This is a genomic window from Halapricum sp. CBA1109, assembly GCF_009741825.1.
Lineage (GTDB): Archaea > Halobacteriota > Halobacteria > Halobacteriales > Haloarculaceae > Halapricum.
Genome location: NZ_WPCA01000059.1, coordinates 1 through 16,015, shown reverse-complemented (window position 1 = coordinate 16,015; position 16,015 = coordinate 1). Strand labels below are relative to the sequence as shown.

Here is a 16,015-nt window from a genome sequence, read left to right as displayed (position 1 = left end):
GCGGCTCCCGAGCGGTTCACCACGGTCACGGTGTAGTGGCTGGACCCGACCGACGACGGCAGGTCGACGCGCCGACCGATCTCGCCGCTGCTGTTGCTCTCTCTCGACCAGTCGGTCGACGGTCGACCCGAGTATGCTGTCGGTCCGACTGCCGCCCTGCCAGCCGACGATGAGCGCGTTCGAGTCGTACTCCGCGACGGCGGCAAGCAGGCCGTCGGCGACCGAGCGGCCGACGACGAGGTCCCGTTCGACGCTGACGCCCGCGGGCGGGTCGGCCCGCGCGAGGAGGTCACGGCTGTCCCCGGCGAAGTCCCGGCGGATGGTGTCGTCGCTGAACAGTCCGAACGGCGAGTCGTGGGGCTTGACGACGACGGTGACCAGCCTGACCGTCCCGTCGGTGAGGGCGCTTGCGGTCCGGACGAGTTGCTGGACGTGATCCGGGTCGGCGACGGCGACGAGTACGTCCCCCTCGGCCGCGTGCGTGTTCATTCTCTACTCGTTCGCCGCCAGCGGGAATAAGCGTTGGTACCGCACCGACTTTCAGATCCTGAAGCGCTGACCGGACGGATTTATCCGTGGGTCCCGTCTCCCCGGCCGTGGGCACGACGGTCGACATCGCGCGGCGCTCGCCCCTCCCGGTCAGCACCGGCAGGCGGCCGGAGTCTCCGGGGTTTTTGGTGTCGCCGGGGGAACGGTGGGGCGATGAGTGACGAGGACCTCGCGGCGGTCGCCTCGCTGCTGGAGGACGACTACGCCCGCGAGATCCTCGCCCACACCAGCGTCGAGACCCACTCGGCGACCGAACTCGCCGAGGCCTGCGGGGCCTCCGAGCCGACCATATACCGCCGACTGGAGGAGTTGACCGAACACGACCTGTTGGAGGTTGACCGGCAACTGGACCCGGACGGCCACCACTTCAAGACCTACCGGGCGAACCTCCAGCGCGTCACGGTCGAACTGGACGACGGTGAGTTCACCGTCGAGATAACGCGGGTCACCGACCCGGCGGATCGGTTCACGAAACTGTACGACGAACTCAGATGATCCCGACAGCCCTCGCTCTCGGCGCCGGCCAACTGACCGCCGTGAGCCTCTTCGCCGGCGTCGCCGTCTCCGTCGCGCTCGCGCTGTTGATCGCTGTCCGTGCGTTCGGGGGCTACCGACGCACCCGAAACCGGCGGCTGCTCGCGCTTGCGGTCGGCCTCCTGTGTATCGTCGCCGTTCCGAAAGTCGTCAACATCGGCCTGTCGGCCGCGACCGAGTTGGACCCGACCCTCGTAAACGTCCTCGCTGACGGCTATCGCGTCGCCGGCCTCACGGTGATCCTCGTCTCTATCTACGCCGGAGGTGGTGGCGAGTGACTCTCCCCCTCCAGAGCGTGACCGTCAGCGCCGAGAGTGTCTGGTTCGCGGTGCTCGCTCTCGGCGTCGTCGTCGGGAGCCTCGTCGCCTATCAGGCCTTCCGGGGCTACCGGCGCAACGACAGCCGTCCGATGCTGTTTCTGGCAGTCGGCCTCGCCCTCCTCGGACCGGTCCACTTCCTGCTGTCGCTGGCCCCGCTTTCGGCCGCAGCCGTCGGCGTCGCCCTCCAGACGGTCGACGTACTCGGACTGCTCGCCGTCGGCTACTCGCTGACGAGAGCCTAGAACAGCCCGTCTACGTCGCTCTCGCGTTGCTCCCGCCGACCGACGTGTTCGCCCAGTCGCTGGGCGGCGATGCCGCGGCTCTCGGGCTCCCGGACGAAGTCGAACAGGAGACTCACGAACGGCGACCGGCCGCGCTCGTCGACGTCTTCGCGGGCGTATTCGGCCGCCTGTTCGAACACCGCCTCGTCGTACCCGAGCGCTTCGGCGAGGACGGGTGCCGCTATCACCGTCGCCTCGAAGCCGAGGTCCGCCAGCGACGGCTCGATACCTTCGAAGGTAATGGGCGGCGGGAACGATTCGCCAGGGTCTTCGGGGTCGGCCGCGACGGCGGCGAGCCCCTCTCTGACCGGGCCGAGTGCGACCCCCTCGAAGGAGTCGCCCGCGCCGTCTACGTAGTCGGTCGCACTCTCGGCCAATCCCGCCGCGCCCTCGGGGTTGTCCTGTGTCACGTGGTACACCGCCGCGGTGAACTGGATCAGTCCTTGGAGGGCGTCCTTGCGGTCGCCGTCCGGGAGGGAGAGCCAGCGCTCCTCCCACGCGTCGTGGGCGGCGTGGTAGTGGCCGGCGTTGTAGACGGCGGCCCCGGCCCAGAGGTGCGCCTGCATACCCGGCCGTTCGCCGGCCACGCGAATGTGCCTTTCGCGACCGGCGAGTCCATCGTGACGGTACCGGAGAGCGACGCCGCCCTACTCGATGTAGACCGCGGGGCGGAACGGTTCGGCCTGTCCCGCTTTGCCGGCGGGGTCCGGCGGGTCGTCGTCCTCGGCGTACACCTCGACGGTGGCGTCGAACTCCGCCGCGAGGAACTCGCTCGCGGCCTCGTAGACGGCCTGTTCGTCAACCTCGGTCATCGCGGCCAGCGTCTTCTCGTCGCGTTCGCGGACGACACTGACCATCGCTTGTGCGAGGTCGTTGACGGCGTCACCTTTCTCCCGGAGCGCCTCGTCTTGCATCACCTCGCCCATCACCGCGCCGACGTCCGGGCCGGTGTCGACCACCGTCTCGAACACCGTGTGCTTCCAGTCGGCGGCGACGTACAGCCTGACCGTCTCGGGGTCGGTGTCGGTCACGTCGGCGATGTCGGCCACGTCGTCGAGGACGTCCTCGATCAGCGACTCCTCGACCTCCGTGCGGGTCGACTGGAACTCGGGGTCGGGGGTCGGCCACGCGGCCTCCTCGACGGCCTCGCCCGTCAACTGCTCGTGGAGTTCGTTCGCCAGGAACGGGACGAAGGGCGCGAGCAGGCGCAGGCGGACCCGCAGGACCTCCCGGAGCGCCCACTTCGCGCCGGGGCGGTCGGTGTCGGTCCGGCGGCGGTACCACGTGAGGTACTCGTCGAACTCGTAGAACGCGGCCTGTGAGGCGCTGCGGGTCTCGAAGCGCTCCATCGACTCGGTGGCCGCCTCGACGGTCCCCTGGAGCTTCGAGAGGAGCCAGTGGTCGATGTGCTGGAGGTCCTCGCGGGCGCCTCGGGCACGTCGGTGTCGACGACGGCCTGTGCGCGGTCGTGGAACCGGTTTAGCTGGTCGCGGGTCGTCGACACCTGGTCGGCCCGCCAGTCGAAGTCCTGCCACGGCTCGGCGGAGTTCAACAGGAAAAAGCGGACGGTGTCGGCACCGTACTCCTCGATGGCCTCGCCCGGCAGGACGACGTGGCCCTTCGAGGAGGACATCTTCTTGCCCTCAAGCAGGCCCATCCCCATCACGGTGATGCCCTGTGGCCAGTCGGGTTCCTCGAACAGTTCGGCGTGGTGATAGAGGTAGAACGTGAGGTGGTTCTGGATGAGGTCGTTGCCCGAACACCGGACGTCGACGGGATACCAGTACTCCCACTCCTCGCGCAACTCCAGCGCCCGCTCGTCCGGGTCCTCGACGGCCTCGGGACCGTAGAACAGCGTGTCGAAGAAGGCCCGGTCCATCGCCTCGGCCGGCACGTCCTGTAGGCGGTGGGCGATGGTGTAGTAGGACATGTAGATGGTCGAGTCGCTCAGCGGTTCGATGACGAAGTCGTCGTCGAACGGCAACCGCGTCCCCAGCCCGTAGTTGCGGATGGCGGGCCACTCCTCCAACCAGTCGATGGTGTGGTCGTACTGCTCGCGGGTGCTCTCGGGGATAGCGGTCAACTGGTCGACGGCCGCGTGGGCTTTTTCGCTCCACTCGTCGTCGTTGTACCGCAGGAACCACGTGTCCGCGCGGGCCACCTCGACGTCGCCGCCACAGCGACAGACGACCTCCTCGGTGAACTCGTACATCAGGTCGAACAGCCCTTCCTCGCGGTAGTGGTCCCGGAATCGCTCGCGGACGTCCTCGATGACCTCGCCGGCGAACTCGCCGTAGGAATCGAGCAACTCCCCACTGTGGAACTCGTCCTGATAGAGGTCCGCGGTGACTTCTTCCAGTTCGGGGTCCTCGCTGGAGTCGATGCCCGCGGACTCGACGGCGTCGCGGGCCGGAATCTCGCCGTACCCCTCGATTTCGAGGATGGGGACCGGTTCGATGGCGTCGACCTCGTCGGGGTCGATACCGAACTCGGCCATCCGGTCGTCGTCGGCCTTGGCCTCCTGTAGCGCGAGGTAGTCGTCGGGGGAGTGGGCGGGCACGGACATCACGACGCCCGTGGCGTTGTCGGGGTCGACGAACCCGGCCGGGAGCAACAGCACCTCGTCGCCGGTGACGGGGTTGGTCGCGCGGCTACCGATCACGTCGGCGGGGTCGACCGACCGGACGACCTCGACCTCGCGGGCTTGGAGGTCGAACTTCTCGGCGGCGTCGGCGGAGATAAACCACGTCTCGTCGTCAACCTCGGCCAGCATGTACTCCCCGTCGGGATTGACGAAAGCGTTGGTGACGCCACGGACCGTCTCGGGACGGAGCGTCGCCATCGGTGCGATGACTTCCTCGCCGTCTATCTCGACGGTGAACTTGATCAGCGAGAACTCCTGGAACTCTGCCTCCTCGCCCTCAAGCAGGTCGTGGGTGGTGACCGGTTGGTCCTCGTTGGTGCAGTAGTTGACGGGGTTGAGGCCCTTTTCCAGCAGGCCGCGGTCGTGGAGGGTCTCGTACTGCCACGTGATGAACTTCGAGTAGCGCTCGTCGTTGGTCGTGAACTCCCGCCGCCAGTCGACCGACAGGCCCAGTTGCTTGAACCCCTTCTTGTAGTGGTTCTCGATGAAGTAGCGGGCGAATCCCATCGGCGTCTCCAGGTCGGTCAGGGTGTCCTCGGGGACGTTGTAGGTGTCACGCAGGACCGACAGTTGCTCCTCCTCGCCCTCTTTGAGCCGCTCGACGGCCCCGACGATGGGCGTCCCGGTGACGTGCCAGCCAAGCGGGAAGAGGACGTTGTCGCCCTGCAGGCGGCGGTAGCGGGCGTAGACGTCCGGGACGGTGAACGTCCGGCAGTGGCCGATGTGCATCCCGCCGCTGGGGTAGGGGTAGGGGACGGTGATGAACGTCGGGTCGTCGTCGCCCTCCGGGTCGGCCTCGTAGCGGCCCGACTCGGCCCAGCGAGTGCGCCACTTCTGTTCGACCGCGCCCGGGTCGTAGCCGGGCGCGTCGGTGTCGTCAGTCATACGCTCCGTTTCCCGCGGCCGCGGTAAAAAACGCTACCATACCGGGGCCGAGCGCCCCCTCCACCACGCGGGAGACTTTTGTCCGCGTGCGCCGACAACGCAGCTATGAGCGAGGACCTCCACCCGCAGGCGGCCGCGTCGCGGCCCGCCAGCGACGCCTCCGGTCGATACTCCCGATGGACAGCCCGACGGTCTGGCGGGCGATAACGGCACTCGGCGCGTGGCTCCGCAACCGCGACCCGCCGGCCGTCGGCAGCGTCACCGACGGCACCGTCCCCGGCCCGGACGGCGACATCCCGGTCCGGGTCTACCGACCCGAGGGAGCGGGACCGTTCCCGACGGTCGTGTTCTTCCACGGCGGCGGGTTCGTCAGCGGGAGCCTCGACAGCCACGACGCGGTCTGTCGGTACCTCGCCCGCGAGAGCGACTGCGTCGTCTGCTCGGTCGCGTACCGCCTCGCGCCGGAACACCCCTTCCCCGCGGCCGTCGAGGATGCCATCGCTGCCACCGAGTGGGCGGCACAGCACCCCGACCGCCTCGACGGCGACGGCCGCCTCGCGGTCGCCGGCGACAGCGCCGGCGGGAACCTTGCCGCCGTCACGACTCTCGCGGCCAGAGACCGCGACGGCCCGGACATCGACTATCAGGCGCTGCTGTACCCCGGCATCGGCGTCCGCGAGGACCAAGCGTCTGTCCGTGACCACGGCGGCACCATCCTGACTCGGGGGGACATCGAGGCGTTCCGTGACTGGTACTACGGGAGCGACATCCACCTCGAAAACCCCTACGGTGACCCCGCACGGGCCTGTGACCACTCGGATCTACCGCCGGCGACGGTGCTCACGGCCGGGCACGACCCGCTCCGGGACGGCGGGCGGGCCTACGCGGACCAGCTAGATGCGGCCGGCGTCGACGTGACCCGCCGGGAGTACTCGGAGATGATCCACGGCTTCGTCTCGATGTCGGCGAGCATCGACGCCGCGACCGACGCTATCGCCGACGTGGCGAGTGACGTGCGGGATGGATTTGCGGGCTGAGCCGGACGGTCAGGGCCGGACGAGGCCCGTCTCAGCGAGGTCGTCGACGACGTCCCGGGCGTGGCCCTCGGGGGCGACCCCCTCGTAGATGGCCCGGACCGTCCCGTCGACGACGACGAGCGTCGTCCGCTGGGCCGCGCCGTCTGTCACCGGCACGTCGAAGGCCTCGGCGACGTTGCCCTCCGGGTCCGCGAGCAACGGGACTTCGAGGTCGTGGTCGGCCGCGAACTCGCGGTGGCTCTCCTCGTCGTCCGTCGAGAGGCCGTAGACGGCGACGCCGGCGGACTCGAAGGTGTCGAGGTGGTCGTCGAACTCCGTCGCCTCGGTCGTACACCCGGGGGTGCCGTCCCGCGGGTAGAAAAAGAGGACCCGTCGGGCGGTCGTACTCGACGACGACGCGCTCGCCGAACTGGTTCGTCGCGGCGAACGTGGGGGCCGGGGTGCCGGTCGGTGGCGTCATCAGTCGGCGGCGATTGGCTCTTCGGCCTCGGCGATCAGTTCGTCGATGGAGGCGCCCGTCGGTTCGTTGTTGAGGAGGACGTCCACCGGGAGGGTGGGCGCGCCGTCGACGAGATTCTCCATGAGGACGAGGCGCTCGCGGGCGCGGGACATCCCGACGTAGAACACCCGGCGCTCGTTGTCGGTCAGCGTCGGCACCGGCGAGGTGTGCTTGGTGAACTCCTCGTCGCCGGGCACGTGGATGTCGTTCTGTGCGGCGGTCGCGGCCATCTGCTCGACCACCTTCTCGGTGAGGTCGGTGCCGACGAAGACGTGGTCGGCCTCCCGACCCTTCGCGGAGTGGATGGTGCCGACCCGGAGGCGCGAGGGGTCCATCCCGGTGTAGTCCCCGCCGAAGTAGGCGTCGACGCTGCGCTGCTGGAAGGAGGTGACCTTCCGGAGCATATCGCCGGCGGCGACCGGTTCGGGAGCGAACGGCGCGTGGTCGCGGATCACGTCCGGCGCGACCGGAATCTCCTCTAGGTCGTCGGTGTCGGCGGCGTCGGTGATGTCGTCTATCGCGTCGAAGAGGTCGTCGCGGTCGCCGGTGCCGAACGCCGAGTCGGCGAGCATATCGGCCAACCGGCGGGCCTCCAGCGCGCTCAGGCGCTCGTCGGCGTCGACGGCCTCGATGCCGCGGACGTACTGGGTGAGCCGTTCGGTCCACATCCGCTGGTCGGTGAGACACCGGAAGGGAATGCCCTCGTCGATGAACTCGTCGATGAACTGAAACATCTGGTAGCGGGCCCGAAACAGCAGCATCGCCGTCCCGTCCTCGTCGGCCTCGATCGTCGTCCGGACGTTCCGGACCAGATCCAGCATCGACGGGCTCTGGACGGCCTCGACGCGGCCGCCCTCCTTGCGCGGGTTGAGGTCTTTCTCCTGGCGCTTGTCGATGTGGCTCACCTCGCGGTTGACGGCGTTGAGGATGCGGGAGGGAAGCCGGTAGGAGTTGGGCAACACCTCGTCGGTGTCGACGTCTTCCTCCAGCAGGAGGTCCGGGTCTGCCCCCTGCCAGGCGTAGACGACCTGGTCGTCGTCGCCCGCGATGAGAATCTTCTCCATGTGGGGTTTCCACTCGTCGTAGACGTCGTACTGGAGGGTCGTGATGTCCTGGAACTCGTCGATGATCAGGTACTCGACGTTCGGGAGCAGCGAGCGCTGTCTGACCCGTTCGAGCATGTCGGCGAACCCGACGAGGTCGTTGTCGCCCTTGTAACTCCGCCAGGCCCGGATGGCCTCGGGGATGTCGACCCTGTCGTCGTCGCTGGGCCACGTCGGCGTGTACTTGTTGCCGGTCTGGGAGTTGGGATCCTCCTCGGGCGGGAGCCGAACCTTCTCGACGTTCCACTGGAAGGGGACGTCGTACCAGTCGGCCACGTCGCGGCGGGTCCGCTGGAGCCACTGGCTGGTCGCGATGACCTTGTTCCCCATCGTGGTCGACCGGGCCGACCGGCGACGGGACCCCTCGTACTCGTCCTCGAACTCCAGCCCGTACTGCTCGCAGAACTCGGCCTTCTCGTCCTCGCCGACCACGTCGCCCCGCGAGAGGTTCAACAGTTCGTAGGCCTTGGCGTGCATCGTACAGACGTTGCCTTTCAGCGACCGGGGGGAGACATCCAGTCGCTCGGCCAGTCGGTCGCGTATCTCGGCGGCGGCAGCCCGGGTGTAGGAGACGACCAGCACGTCGCGGACGTCGACTGCGTCGTCTTCGAGCAACTGCTCGACCCGGTCGAGGAGGGCTGTCGTCTTCCCGCTCCCCGGCCCACCGAACAGGCGGACCACCTGGGGACTCGCATCAGTCATTGGGGATAGAAACGGTCTCCACCGGCATAAACAGCGTGACTTCTCGACGAGGTCAGGAGTGCCGCGGCGACCGCGCCTCGCGGACGTCCCCGCCGTCCCTGAGTTTGTCCTCACAGTCCGGGCAGACACGCGGTTGCTCGACACCACGCGGCGTGAACACCCGGGCGTACGCCTTCGTCACGAACGCGCCGCAGTTCTGACATTCTGGCATATCCGAACGCTCCGTAGCCAAGTGGTGGCCGTTTTCTACTAAGTATCTTTCGTTACAGAAAGGAAACGAACGGTCTCACAGCGTTTCTCGTAGCTGTGTTCCGGTGTGACTGTCCGAACTCGACCAGTCGATACCGAACGACCGACACGACCCAGTATCAGCGGTACAGCGAGAGGTACAGCATCGCGAACCCGACGATGAACGGGATGGTCTCGGCGGCCTGGAAGAACAACCGCGCGAGCTCCGAAGCCGACGTGATCCCGATCTGGGCGACGATGTTCGTGACGGCGACCCCCATACTGATGAACGCGAACCCGACGAAGGCGTACTGGAGCCGGGTGGATTGCTGTTGACGGTAAGCCTGAAAACTGATCACGGTCAACCCGAGCGACAGGCCGAACAGGGCCAGCCGCATCAGAACCAGCGCGCCGCGGGCGAGCAAGATACTGATATCAGCCATAGCTGCGTTGGGCGGTCAGTTGCGGGCCTGCCGCAAAGCTATTCCGGTCACTCCGAGCCGAGTTCGTCCCACAGTTGTCCGAAACGGTCCGGAAGGTTCTCCGACCGGTAGATGCGGACCTTGTACTCGTCGTCCTCCAGCGAGATGACGGTGCTCTCGAAGTTCGACTCGAAGACCTTGTAGTGGTTGCCGTCGTCGGCTACCAGCGTCCGGTCGGTGACCAGATCGTACTCCTTGAGGATCTCTATCCGACGGTAGACCGTCGGGAGCGACAGGTCACACTCCTCGCCGAGCTGTTTGGCGGATTTCGGCTCGCGGCTGACCGCCGCGAGGACCCGCCGGGCGTGTTCGTCCCCTATCGTATCAAGAATCTCCTCGATACTTCTGTCGTCGTCGTCCACAGTCACCCCCTTCGGAGCGAGCGTGAAAAAGGCTTGTTGCTCCGGTGGAGTCGTTTCACAGCCAGAAAACACTGCTGGATGATTAATACCGTACGGCGGCATCCATCGAATGGATCGTCGCCAGCGTCACTCGACGCGCGCGGTGCCGGCCTGTGCGCCCCGGCACACGCGCCCCGTCGCGGCCGATGGCAGGTGCGACGCTGGCCGATCCTGACCGGCGATTTCGTGGGTCTCGCCGGCTCTCCCCTTTGGGTGTCACCCCCGTGGTGGGTTGGGTCACATCGCTTACTCTTCGTCCGTCTCGTCAGCGACCGGCGACTCGACGCCGGCGTGGTCGACGACGACGCGGCCCGGTAATCCCCCTTCGAACGTCGTCGTGACCGTGTACGGGAGATCACCGATACACTCCGTACAGATCGTGTCCCCGCTCTCGACACCGACCGTCAGCGACAGTCGGTCGGCCTCGTCGTCGTAGCTGACGGCGTCGACCGTCGGCGTGTGGCAGGGGTTCGGTGCCCCGATGGTGCCGTCGACGGCGACGGTAGTCTCTCCGACTCGAAGGTGACGCTCGCCTCGTCTCTCCCCTCCCCACAGGATGTCTCCCCGGCCTCCGATGGTCGTCTCGACGAGCGTCGGCGGTGCCGCTGTTGTCGTCGGTGTCCCCTCGGCTGTCGTCCGCGATGCAGACCCGGCGTCGTCCTCGTCGTCGGTCACCTCACCGCGGGACCCACAGCCCGCCAGTCCGGCGACTCCTACCGCCCCACACGCCCGAAGTACGCTCCGGCGTTGCATACCTCGATAGAGACGACCGGGCGGGATATTCCTGTCGCCGACTTCGGCCGCCGAATCGTAACCCCTTTAGCCGGGACCGGTGTACGGAGGAGTGAGTCCGGGTAGGGTAGTGGACTATCCTCTTGGCTTGCGGAGCCAGGGACCGGAGTTCAAATCTCCGTCCGGACGCTCACTCCTCGCGGACACGTCACTTCGTTCAGCGTCCGCGTTGTCGTTCGGCCCGGACGTGCCCCACGCTCGCGTCGCTCGCGTGGGACTCCGTCCGGACGTTTCTGTCGACGCGACACCGCGAGCGACGCGACTCAGGCGTCGGGACCGCTCTGTTCGGATAGCACCGTCGAACTCACTTCCTGCGGGGGGTTCCAGACGACTTGGACTTGGTAGTCGCTGTCGACGTCGACCGCGATACCGACGCCGGCCGTGACGTCTCCGACGGACGAGTCCGTCGCCCCGCTCCCGTCGACGTACTGGTTCGGCCACCGCCCGTCGCCGCGTGGATACACGCCGGTTCCCTGCACCACCAGCGACTCCGCGGGGATGGCGTCACCGTTCGCGTGCGTTATCTCCACGTACCCATCAGCCGACGACTCGGCGATGGGCTCGCCCTCGCTGTAATCCATCTCGAAGTTCGCGCTCGGTGCCTCGGAGTCGCCGCCACTGCCGAGTCCACTCGCGGGCCCGGTCCCGTCCGCGGGTTGTTGGTCGTCCGTCGCGTCGTCGTCCTCGTCGTCGTCATCCTCTTGCTCGTCGCTTCCGTCGTCCCCGGAACACCCGGCGAGAAGAGTCGTACTCGTGACTGCGGCGATACCACCGACCGACCGGAGGAGCCTCCGTCGCTGCACACGCGTCGTCTCGGTAGCCATCGTCAAAATTGTACTGCCGTTCCGCGCTCTGTCTCTCAGGTTCCTACGAGGGAAAAGAGCGTTCCGGCGCCGGCCGCGTCCGCTCGCTCGTAGGCGACGTGGGCGGCCGCGACATCCTGAATCGCCAGTCCCGTCGAGTCGAACACCGTGACGCCCTCGGGACCGCCGTCCTCGCCGCGGCCGGGGACGCGGTCGGTGATGATTGCACCCAGTTCAGCGTAGATGTCCTCGTCGTCGAGGCGCCCGCGCTCCACGGGACGTTGATCTCGCCGGAGTGAGTACACTGCTCGTAGTCGTCGATGACGAGCGTCGCGTCTTCGAGGACCGCGTCCGCTATCTCGTGTTTCCCGACGGCGTCGGCCCCCATCGCGTTGACGTGCGTGTGGTCGCCGACCGACGTGACGATTGGGTCCTCGACGGGCGTCAGCGTCGAGACGATGTCACACGCCGCCGCTTCGTCGACCGACCCGGGCCGCACGTCGAATCTGCCTTCGAAGGTATCGACGAAATCAGCGACGGCTTCCTCCTCTACGTCGGTGACGACGACGGAGTTGATGTCCCGTACCGTGGCGATGGCCTCCAGTTGCGTGTATGCTTGCGTGCCCGCACCGACGAGGCCCATCGAGGTGGCGTCGGCGCGCGCGAGGTGGTCGGTCGCGACGGCGGCGGCCGCGCCCGTCCGGAGGCGGGTGATCGTCGTGCCGTCGATCAGCGCCAGCGGGAAGGCGTTTCGCGGCTCGGAGTAGATGATCGTTCCCATCACCGTCGGGAGGCCGTACTCCGCCTCGTTGTCCGGGTGGACGTTCACCCACTTCACCGCGGCGGCGTCCCACTCGCCCGTGTCGAGGTACGCCGGCATCGACCGGAAGTCACCGTTGTACCGCGGGAGGTCGATGTAGGACTTCGCTGGCATCTGGACGTCGCCGCGTTCGTAGGCGGCGAACGCCGCCTCGACGGCCGGGACGACGGCCGCGAGGTCCGCGTGGTCTTCGACGACCGCTGCCGGGAGCAAGCGCGTCTGCATACCGACACGTCCTCCGCGGACCGACTTAACGGTCACCGTGGGTTGGGCCACTCTCGTCTGTCTTTCGTCAGCGAGTCGTTCGACTCCTAGCCGCTCGCCGGATATCCCCAGTAACGGACACACAGAGACGTAGCGAACAATCAATCCTATCGTCTCTCTGTACTCCATTTGATATAGCATTCAATAATTTATCGGTCTCCTACAGCTGATCTCCGGCAACTGGCGGGAACCGCTTCGAGACGGACCTACGAAGCCGGAATCTCCCTAAGCGAGTCACAGCGTCCACGCTACACGATACGTTGTCTGTGACACGACACACTCCCCGCGACGTATCGACCACCGCTTTTTTGATCGGCGGTGTTCTCGCAGTCGAGCACTGGTTGTTCGCCGGACCACCCGTCGATAGCGGACCTCGACACTCCTCGACTGACTGCCCCTATCCGCCACCGTCGCGGATCACGGGTATAGTCAGACGCCCGCCTTCGGATCGAGGGCCACGACGGAACCCTGAGGCGCCGTATCTCTGCTCAAAGTGACTCCGGAGACTGAGCCTCGGGCCTGTCACGGCTTCTCTCGGTGGGGTCGCTTGTCCCGGAGATCACGCTGTATATGTATAGTAAACCTATATCAGCTATACAGAACTCGTTCGAGACCTCCACTCCGTCGAACGCTTCGAGATCGCGAAGGCCGGTCGGTCTATTCGTTGCTCGTCAGGTTCCTCGCAGAAGCCTCACGGGTCGCTTCGCTCCCCGTTCGATGTCCGGGGCCTCACTTCGTTCGGTCCCACTATGCACCGTTGTACTGACGTCCAACGAGCCCGCCCTCGCTTCGCTCGGACGGACGCCGGCCGGGAATTGAACCCGATTGCGAGACTCGCGGTGCTCGTCTCGCGTGGTTCAATTCCCACAGAGTTGCATCTGCGGCTCACGGATTGTTCGCCGCAAAATGCGCCGGCCGGGAATTGAACCCGGGCTATGAGCTTGGGAAGCTCATGTCCTACCACTAGACCACCGGCGCGCTCGTTCACTTCGTTCACTCGCGCGCCGAGGTTCGCAAATCCTCCGGATTTGCTCACCACCGGCGCGCGTCCGCTTCGTTCGCGCCGAGGCTTACAGTTTCTCCGAAACTGCTCGCCACCGGCGCACGCATCCGCGCCATCCGACAGACGGCGCGTCTACCAGATGTAGCACGGTCGTGCCACTTCAACGTAGCGCTTCCACCCGACTCGACGTGTGTCCAGCGCGACTGCGGGAAGCCGTGCATATTAGTCTATTCCACGCCAATCGCCCTCTATATGTCCCAGAGCGAGACGATCACACGGGCCGAATCGCCGCCCGACCTCACCTTCGACGACGCGGAACTGCGCGAGCGAACCGACCACATCACCGACTTCATCGAGGCACAGGTCGACGCGGCCGGCGTCGACAGCGCCGTCGTGGCCATCTCCGGCGGCGTCGACAGCGGCCTCGTCGCGGGCCTCACGGCCGAAGCGCTCGGTCCCGAGAACGTCCGCGGACTGGTGATGCCGGGGAAGGTCAACGACGAGGCGACGATGAGCGATGCCGAACGCGTCGCCGACACTTTCGACATCCCCTACGACGTGATCGAGATCGAACCGATAGCGGAGGCCTTCTTCGACGCGGTGCCGGAGGCCGAAGCCGACCGGATGGCGGCGGGCAACGTCCGCGTCCGGACGCGGGCGGTCCTGAACTACTTCGTCGCCAACCACGAGGACGCCATCGTTGTCGGGACGGGCAACCGGACGGAGGCGCTGGTCGGCTACTTCACGAAGTACGGCGACGGCGCCGTCGACTGCCTCCCAATCGCGAACCTCTACAAACAGCAGGTCCGCCAACTCGCCCGCCACGTCGCGTCCCCCAGTCGGTCACCGAGCGGACGCCGACCGCCGGGATGTGGGTCGGTCAGACCGACGAGGCGGAACTCGGTGTCGAGTACGACACCCTCGACGCTATCCTCGCGCTCCATATCGAGGCCGGTATCCCGGCCAGCGCGACCGCCCGCGAGTTGGGCATCGACCGGGACGTCGTCGAGGACGTCCGGGGGCTCTACGAACGCAGCGCCCACAAGCGGGCGTTCCCGCCGGGCCCGGACTGGCCGTAGACCTACAGATACTTATCCACGAACGCGACACACTCCGGTATGGACCCGGAGGACAACCGACGCAGTTGGGCCGAGCGCTCGGGGAACTTCTCGCCGGAGTACTACGCCGACATCGGCCAGAACGAGGTCAGCGAGGCGATCACGAGTGCGCTGGAGTACTACGTCTCGACCGACGCCCGCATCCTCGAAGTCGGGTGTAGCTCCGGCCGCCACCTCGAGGCCCTCAGACAGGACGGCTACCGGAACCTGACGGGCATCGACATCAACGACGAGTCCTTCGACGTGATGGCCGACCGGTACCCGACACTCCACTCGGCGGGGACCTTCCACGTGGGGCCGATAGAGGATATCGTCCCGGAGATGGACGACGACGCCTTCGACGTCGTCTATTCCGTCGAGACAGTCCAGCACGTCCACCCCGACGAGCAGTGGGTGTTCGAGGAACTGGTCCGGATCACCGACGAACTGCTGATCACTGCCGAGAACGAGGGTAACAGTCCTGACCGCGGGCGACCGGGGTCGGAAGTGAGCTGTGTCGACGGCGAGTTTCCGCTGTATCACCGCGACTGGAAGCAGGTCTTCTCCGATCTGGGGATGGCCCAGATCGTCTGCAAGCCGACGAGCCGGGACACCGTGCGGGTGTTCCGGTCGCCGGAGTGATCGATCCGGAGTGGCTCAGCTACCGTCGGTCCGGACGTATATCTCGATGAAGTCACCGCTCTGGGCGTTGTCCGCGTCCGCGGGACCGCTGAGCGTGTAGGTCGACGGGTCGACGGAGTCGCCGTCGACCAACACCTCGACGGTCGTGCCCGAGTCGCTGTCGTTGTAGGTCGTCCCGTCGTAGGTGACGCTGTTCCCGGTCACCTCGATGCCGAGCGTCGCCATCGCGTACTCGAGGGTGATCCCTTGGGCGTGGCCGTGCCACGTCTCCCCGTCGCCGCCCTCGAAGTGGAAGGCACCGAACTCCTGGGGTCGCTGGAACTGGCGCTGGCTGAAGTCAAGCTCCGTCCCGTTTATCGTTACGTTGATCGGGCCGTGGAGGTGCTGGCTACCGACGCTGGTCGGCGTCTGCGCGACGTCGATGCCGTTGACGGTGTCGCTCGGTCCGCCGCCGTTGCCCATAAACAGGAGCACGTACGCGACCAGCAGGAGGGCGAAGGCGACGACGCCGACGAGGATGACCGGCTGTCGGGAACTCGCCGTCGTCCACGGAGACCCCGTCGATGCGCCGGCGGTCGATCCGGCTCAGTTCGGCCTCGTGAGTTTCGGCGAGGTGTTCGTGGTAGGACTCCTCGCCGTCGAAGGATCGATCACAGTACTTGCAGTCGGGCATTCACACGGTGTAGACGATCAGTGGACACAACGATTTCGGTGTTCACTCGACGGTCCGCTCGGCCAGCAACTCCCCGAACGCCGTCGCCTCGCGGGCCTCCTGTGCCGACCGCGTCCCGCCCTCGCGCAGTAGTCCCGCGACCGTCCGGACGGCCGCCGCGTCGTGGCCGGCGACCGTCTCCGCGACCGCCCGCGGGTCCGCCCGGACCTGCGAGACGAGGCCCATCGCTCGCGCCTGATCGGCGTCGACGACCCGG

General features: G+C 66.8%; 14 protein-coding genes, 2 tRNA genes and 5 pseudogenes. 7 read left to right on the top strand and 14 right to left on the bottom strand.

What is annotated here, in order from left to right; translation table 11 throughout:
* Positions 1–489, bottom strand: a 489-nt coding sequence (locus GJ629_RS08245; RefSeq protein ID WP_197428506.1) for a universal stress protein, incomplete at its 3' end; no start/stop codon positions are given.
* Between the two features lie 213 nt (positions 490–702).
* Between GJ629_RS08245 and GJ629_RS08240 the strand changes: the two genes are divergently transcribed.
* The 3 genes from GJ629_RS08240 to GJ629_RS08230 are packed head-to-tail and all read left to right on the top strand — an operon-like array spanning position 703 to position 1,645.
* On the top strand, positions 703–1,044 hold the full coding sequence (locus tag GJ629_RS08240; RefSeq protein ID WP_157512558.1) for a helix-turn-helix domain-containing protein: 342 nt from the start codon (positions 703–705) through the stop codon (positions 1,042–1,044).
* A complete protein-coding gene (locus GJ629_RS08235) occupies positions 1,041–1,361 on the top strand; it encodes a hypothetical protein (RefSeq protein WP_157512557.1) in 321 nt (106 codons plus the stop codon). Before GJ629_RS08240 ends, GJ629_RS08235 begins: the two co-directional genes overlap by 4 nt.
* The gene (locus tag GJ629_RS08230) at positions 1,358–1,645 is read left to right on the top strand and encodes a hypothetical protein (protein ID WP_197428505.1); all 288 of its coding nucleotides are present in this window, start codon (positions 1,358–1,360) and stop codon (positions 1,643–1,645) included. Before GJ629_RS08235 ends, GJ629_RS08230 begins: the two co-directional genes overlap by 4 nt.
* Here the strand turns inward: GJ629_RS08230 and GJ629_RS08225 are convergent.
* Together GJ629_RS08225 and leuS are read right to left on the bottom strand one after the other, a co-directional pair.
* Positions 1,642–2,250, bottom strand: a complete 609-nt coding sequence (locus tag GJ629_RS08225) for a DUF309 domain-containing protein (protein WP_157512556.1) — start codon at positions 2,248–2,250, stop codon at positions 1,642–1,644. The genes GJ629_RS08230 and GJ629_RS08225 overlap by 4 nt on opposite strands.
* A gap of 81 nt (positions 2,251–2,331) precedes the next feature.
* Positions 2,332–5,213: pseudogene (leuS, locus tag GJ629_RS08220) on the bottom strand (leucine--tRNA ligase).
* Between the two features lie 176 nt (positions 5,214–5,389).
* Between leuS and GJ629_RS08215 the strand changes: the two are divergent.
* Positions 5,390–6,250: an alpha/beta hydrolase gene (locus GJ629_RS08215; RefSeq protein ID WP_157512555.1), complete on the top strand. Its 861-nt coding sequence runs from the start codon at positions 5,390–5,392 to the stop codon at positions 6,248–6,250.
* 9 nt (positions 6,251–6,259) lie between these two features.
* Here the strand turns inward: GJ629_RS08215 and GJ629_RS08210 are convergent.
* The 6 genes and pseudogenes from GJ629_RS08210 to GJ629_RS08190 form a co-directional block, all read right to left on the bottom strand.
* A pseudogene (locus GJ629_RS08210) lies at positions 6,260–6,586 on the bottom strand (peroxiredoxin); the annotation flags it as partial.
* Between the two features lie 123 nt (positions 6,587–6,709).
* The gene (locus tag GJ629_RS08205; protein ID WP_157512554.1) at positions 6,710–8,554 is read right to left on the bottom strand and encodes a UvrD-helicase domain-containing protein; all 1,845 of its coding nucleotides are present in this window, start codon (positions 8,552–8,554) and stop codon (positions 6,710–6,712) included.
* A 52-nt stretch (positions 8,555–8,606) separates the two neighbouring features.
* Entirely contained in the window at positions 8,607–8,765 is a 159-nt protein-coding gene (locus GJ629_RS16145; RefSeq protein ID WP_197428503.1) for a hypothetical protein, read from the bottom strand.
* Positions 8,766–8,922: 157 nt separating this feature from the next.
* A complete protein-coding gene (locus GJ629_RS08200; RefSeq protein ID WP_157512553.1) occupies positions 8,923–9,225 on the bottom strand; it encodes a hypothetical protein in 303 nt (100 codons plus the stop codon).
* A 47-nt stretch (positions 9,226–9,272) separates the two neighbouring features.
* On the bottom strand, positions 9,273–9,626 hold the full coding sequence (locus GJ629_RS08195) for a winged helix-turn-helix domain-containing protein (protein WP_370515832.1): 354 nt from the start codon (positions 9,624–9,626) through the stop codon (positions 9,273–9,275).
* A 285-nt stretch (positions 9,627–9,911) separates the two neighbouring features.
* Positions 9,912–10,418, bottom strand: a complete 507-nt coding sequence (locus GJ629_RS08190; RefSeq protein ID WP_157512551.1) for a hypothetical protein — start codon at positions 10,416–10,418, stop codon at positions 9,912–9,914.
* Positions 10,419–10,513: 95 nt separating this feature from the next.
* On the opposite strand from GJ629_RS08190, the gene GJ629_RS08185 reads away from it, so the two are divergent.
* Positions 10,514–10,586: transfer RNA gene (locus GJ629_RS08185), tRNA-Arg, on the top strand.
* 134 nt (positions 10,587–10,720) lie between these two features.
* Here GJ629_RS08185 and GJ629_RS08180 read toward each other — a convergent pair.
* The 3 genes and pseudogenes from GJ629_RS08180 to GJ629_RS08170 all read right to left on the bottom strand — a co-directional run bounded on the left by GJ629_RS08180 (position 10,721) and on the right by GJ629_RS08170 (position 13,322).
* Positions 10,721–11,260: a hypothetical protein gene (locus tag GJ629_RS08180; protein ID WP_157512550.1), complete on the bottom strand. Its 540-nt coding sequence runs from the start codon at positions 11,258–11,260 to the stop codon at positions 10,721–10,723.
* Between the two features lie 56 nt (positions 11,261–11,316).
* Positions 11,317–12,305 (bottom strand): annotated as a pseudogene (locus GJ629_RS08175) (ornithine cyclodeaminase family protein).
* Positions 12,306–13,251: 946 nt separating this feature from the next.
* Positions 13,252–13,322: transfer RNA gene (locus GJ629_RS08170), tRNA-Gly, on the bottom strand.
* 277 nt (positions 13,323–13,599) lie between these two features.
* Here GJ629_RS08170 and GJ629_RS08165 point away from each other — a divergent pair.
* Both GJ629_RS08165 and GJ629_RS08160 read left to right on the top strand, forming a co-directional pair.
* Positions 13,600–14,426 (top strand): annotated as a pseudogene (locus tag GJ629_RS08165) (NAD+ synthase).
* Positions 14,427–14,465: 39 nt separating this feature from the next.
* Positions 14,466–15,086, top strand: a complete 621-nt coding sequence (locus GJ629_RS08160) for a bifunctional 2-polyprenyl-6-hydroxyphenol methylase/3-demethylubiquinol 3-O-methyltransferase UbiG (protein WP_157512549.1) — start codon at positions 14,466–14,468, stop codon at positions 15,084–15,086.
* Between the two features lie 15 nt (positions 15,087–15,101).
* Here GJ629_RS08160 and GJ629_RS08155 read toward each other — a convergent pair whose 3' ends face one another.
* Both GJ629_RS08155 and GJ629_RS16140 read right to left on the bottom strand, forming a co-directional pair.
* Positions 15,102–15,548, bottom strand: a complete 447-nt coding sequence (locus GJ629_RS08155) for a hypothetical protein (RefSeq protein ID WP_157512548.1) — start codon at positions 15,546–15,548, stop codon at positions 15,102–15,104.
* Between the two features lie 253 nt (positions 15,549–15,801).
* A pseudogene (locus GJ629_RS16140) lies at positions 15,802–16,015 on the bottom strand (enoyl-CoA hydratase/isomerase family protein); the annotation flags it as partial.

Bases quoted from the DNA above. Each gene is read 5' to 3' on its own strand.
- GJ629_RS08240 (WP_157512558.1), top strand. From the start codon at position 703: ATGAGTGACGAGGACCTCGCGGCGGTCGCCTCGCTGCTGGAGGACGAC.
- GJ629_RS08235 (WP_157512557.1), top strand. From the start codon at position 1,041: ATGATCCCGACAGCCCTCGCTCTCGGCGCCGGCCAACTGACCGCCGTG.
- GJ629_RS08225 (WP_157512556.1), bottom strand. From the start codon at position 2,250: ATGCAGGCGCACCTCTGGGCCGGGGCCGCCGTCTACAACGCCGGCCAC.
- GJ629_RS08215 (WP_157512555.1), top strand. From the start codon at position 5,390: ATGGACAGCCCGACGGTCTGGCGGGCGATAACGGCACTCGGCGCGTGG.
- GJ629_RS08205 (WP_157512554.1), bottom strand. From the start codon at position 8,554: ATGACTGATGCGAGTCCCCAGGTGGTCCGCCTGTTCGGTGGGCCGGGG.
- GJ629_RS16145 (WP_197428503.1), bottom strand. From the start codon at position 8,765: ATGCCAGAATGTCAGAACTGCGGCGCGTTCGTGACGAAGGCGTACGCC.
- GJ629_RS08200 (WP_157512553.1), bottom strand. From the start codon at position 9,225: ATGGCTGATATCAGTATCTTGCTCGCCCGCGGCGCGCTGGTTCTGATG.
- GJ629_RS08190 (WP_157512551.1), bottom strand. From the start codon at position 10,418: ATGCAACGCCGGAGCGTACTTCGGGCGTGTGGGGCGGTAGGAGTCGCC.
- GJ629_RS08160 (WP_157512549.1), top strand. From the start codon at position 14,466: ATGGACCCGGAGGACAACCGACGCAGTTGGGCCGAGCGCTCGGGGAAC.
- GJ629_RS08155 (WP_157512548.1), bottom strand. From the start codon at position 15,548: ATGGGCAACGGCGGCGGACCGAGCGACACCGTCAACGGCATCGACGTC.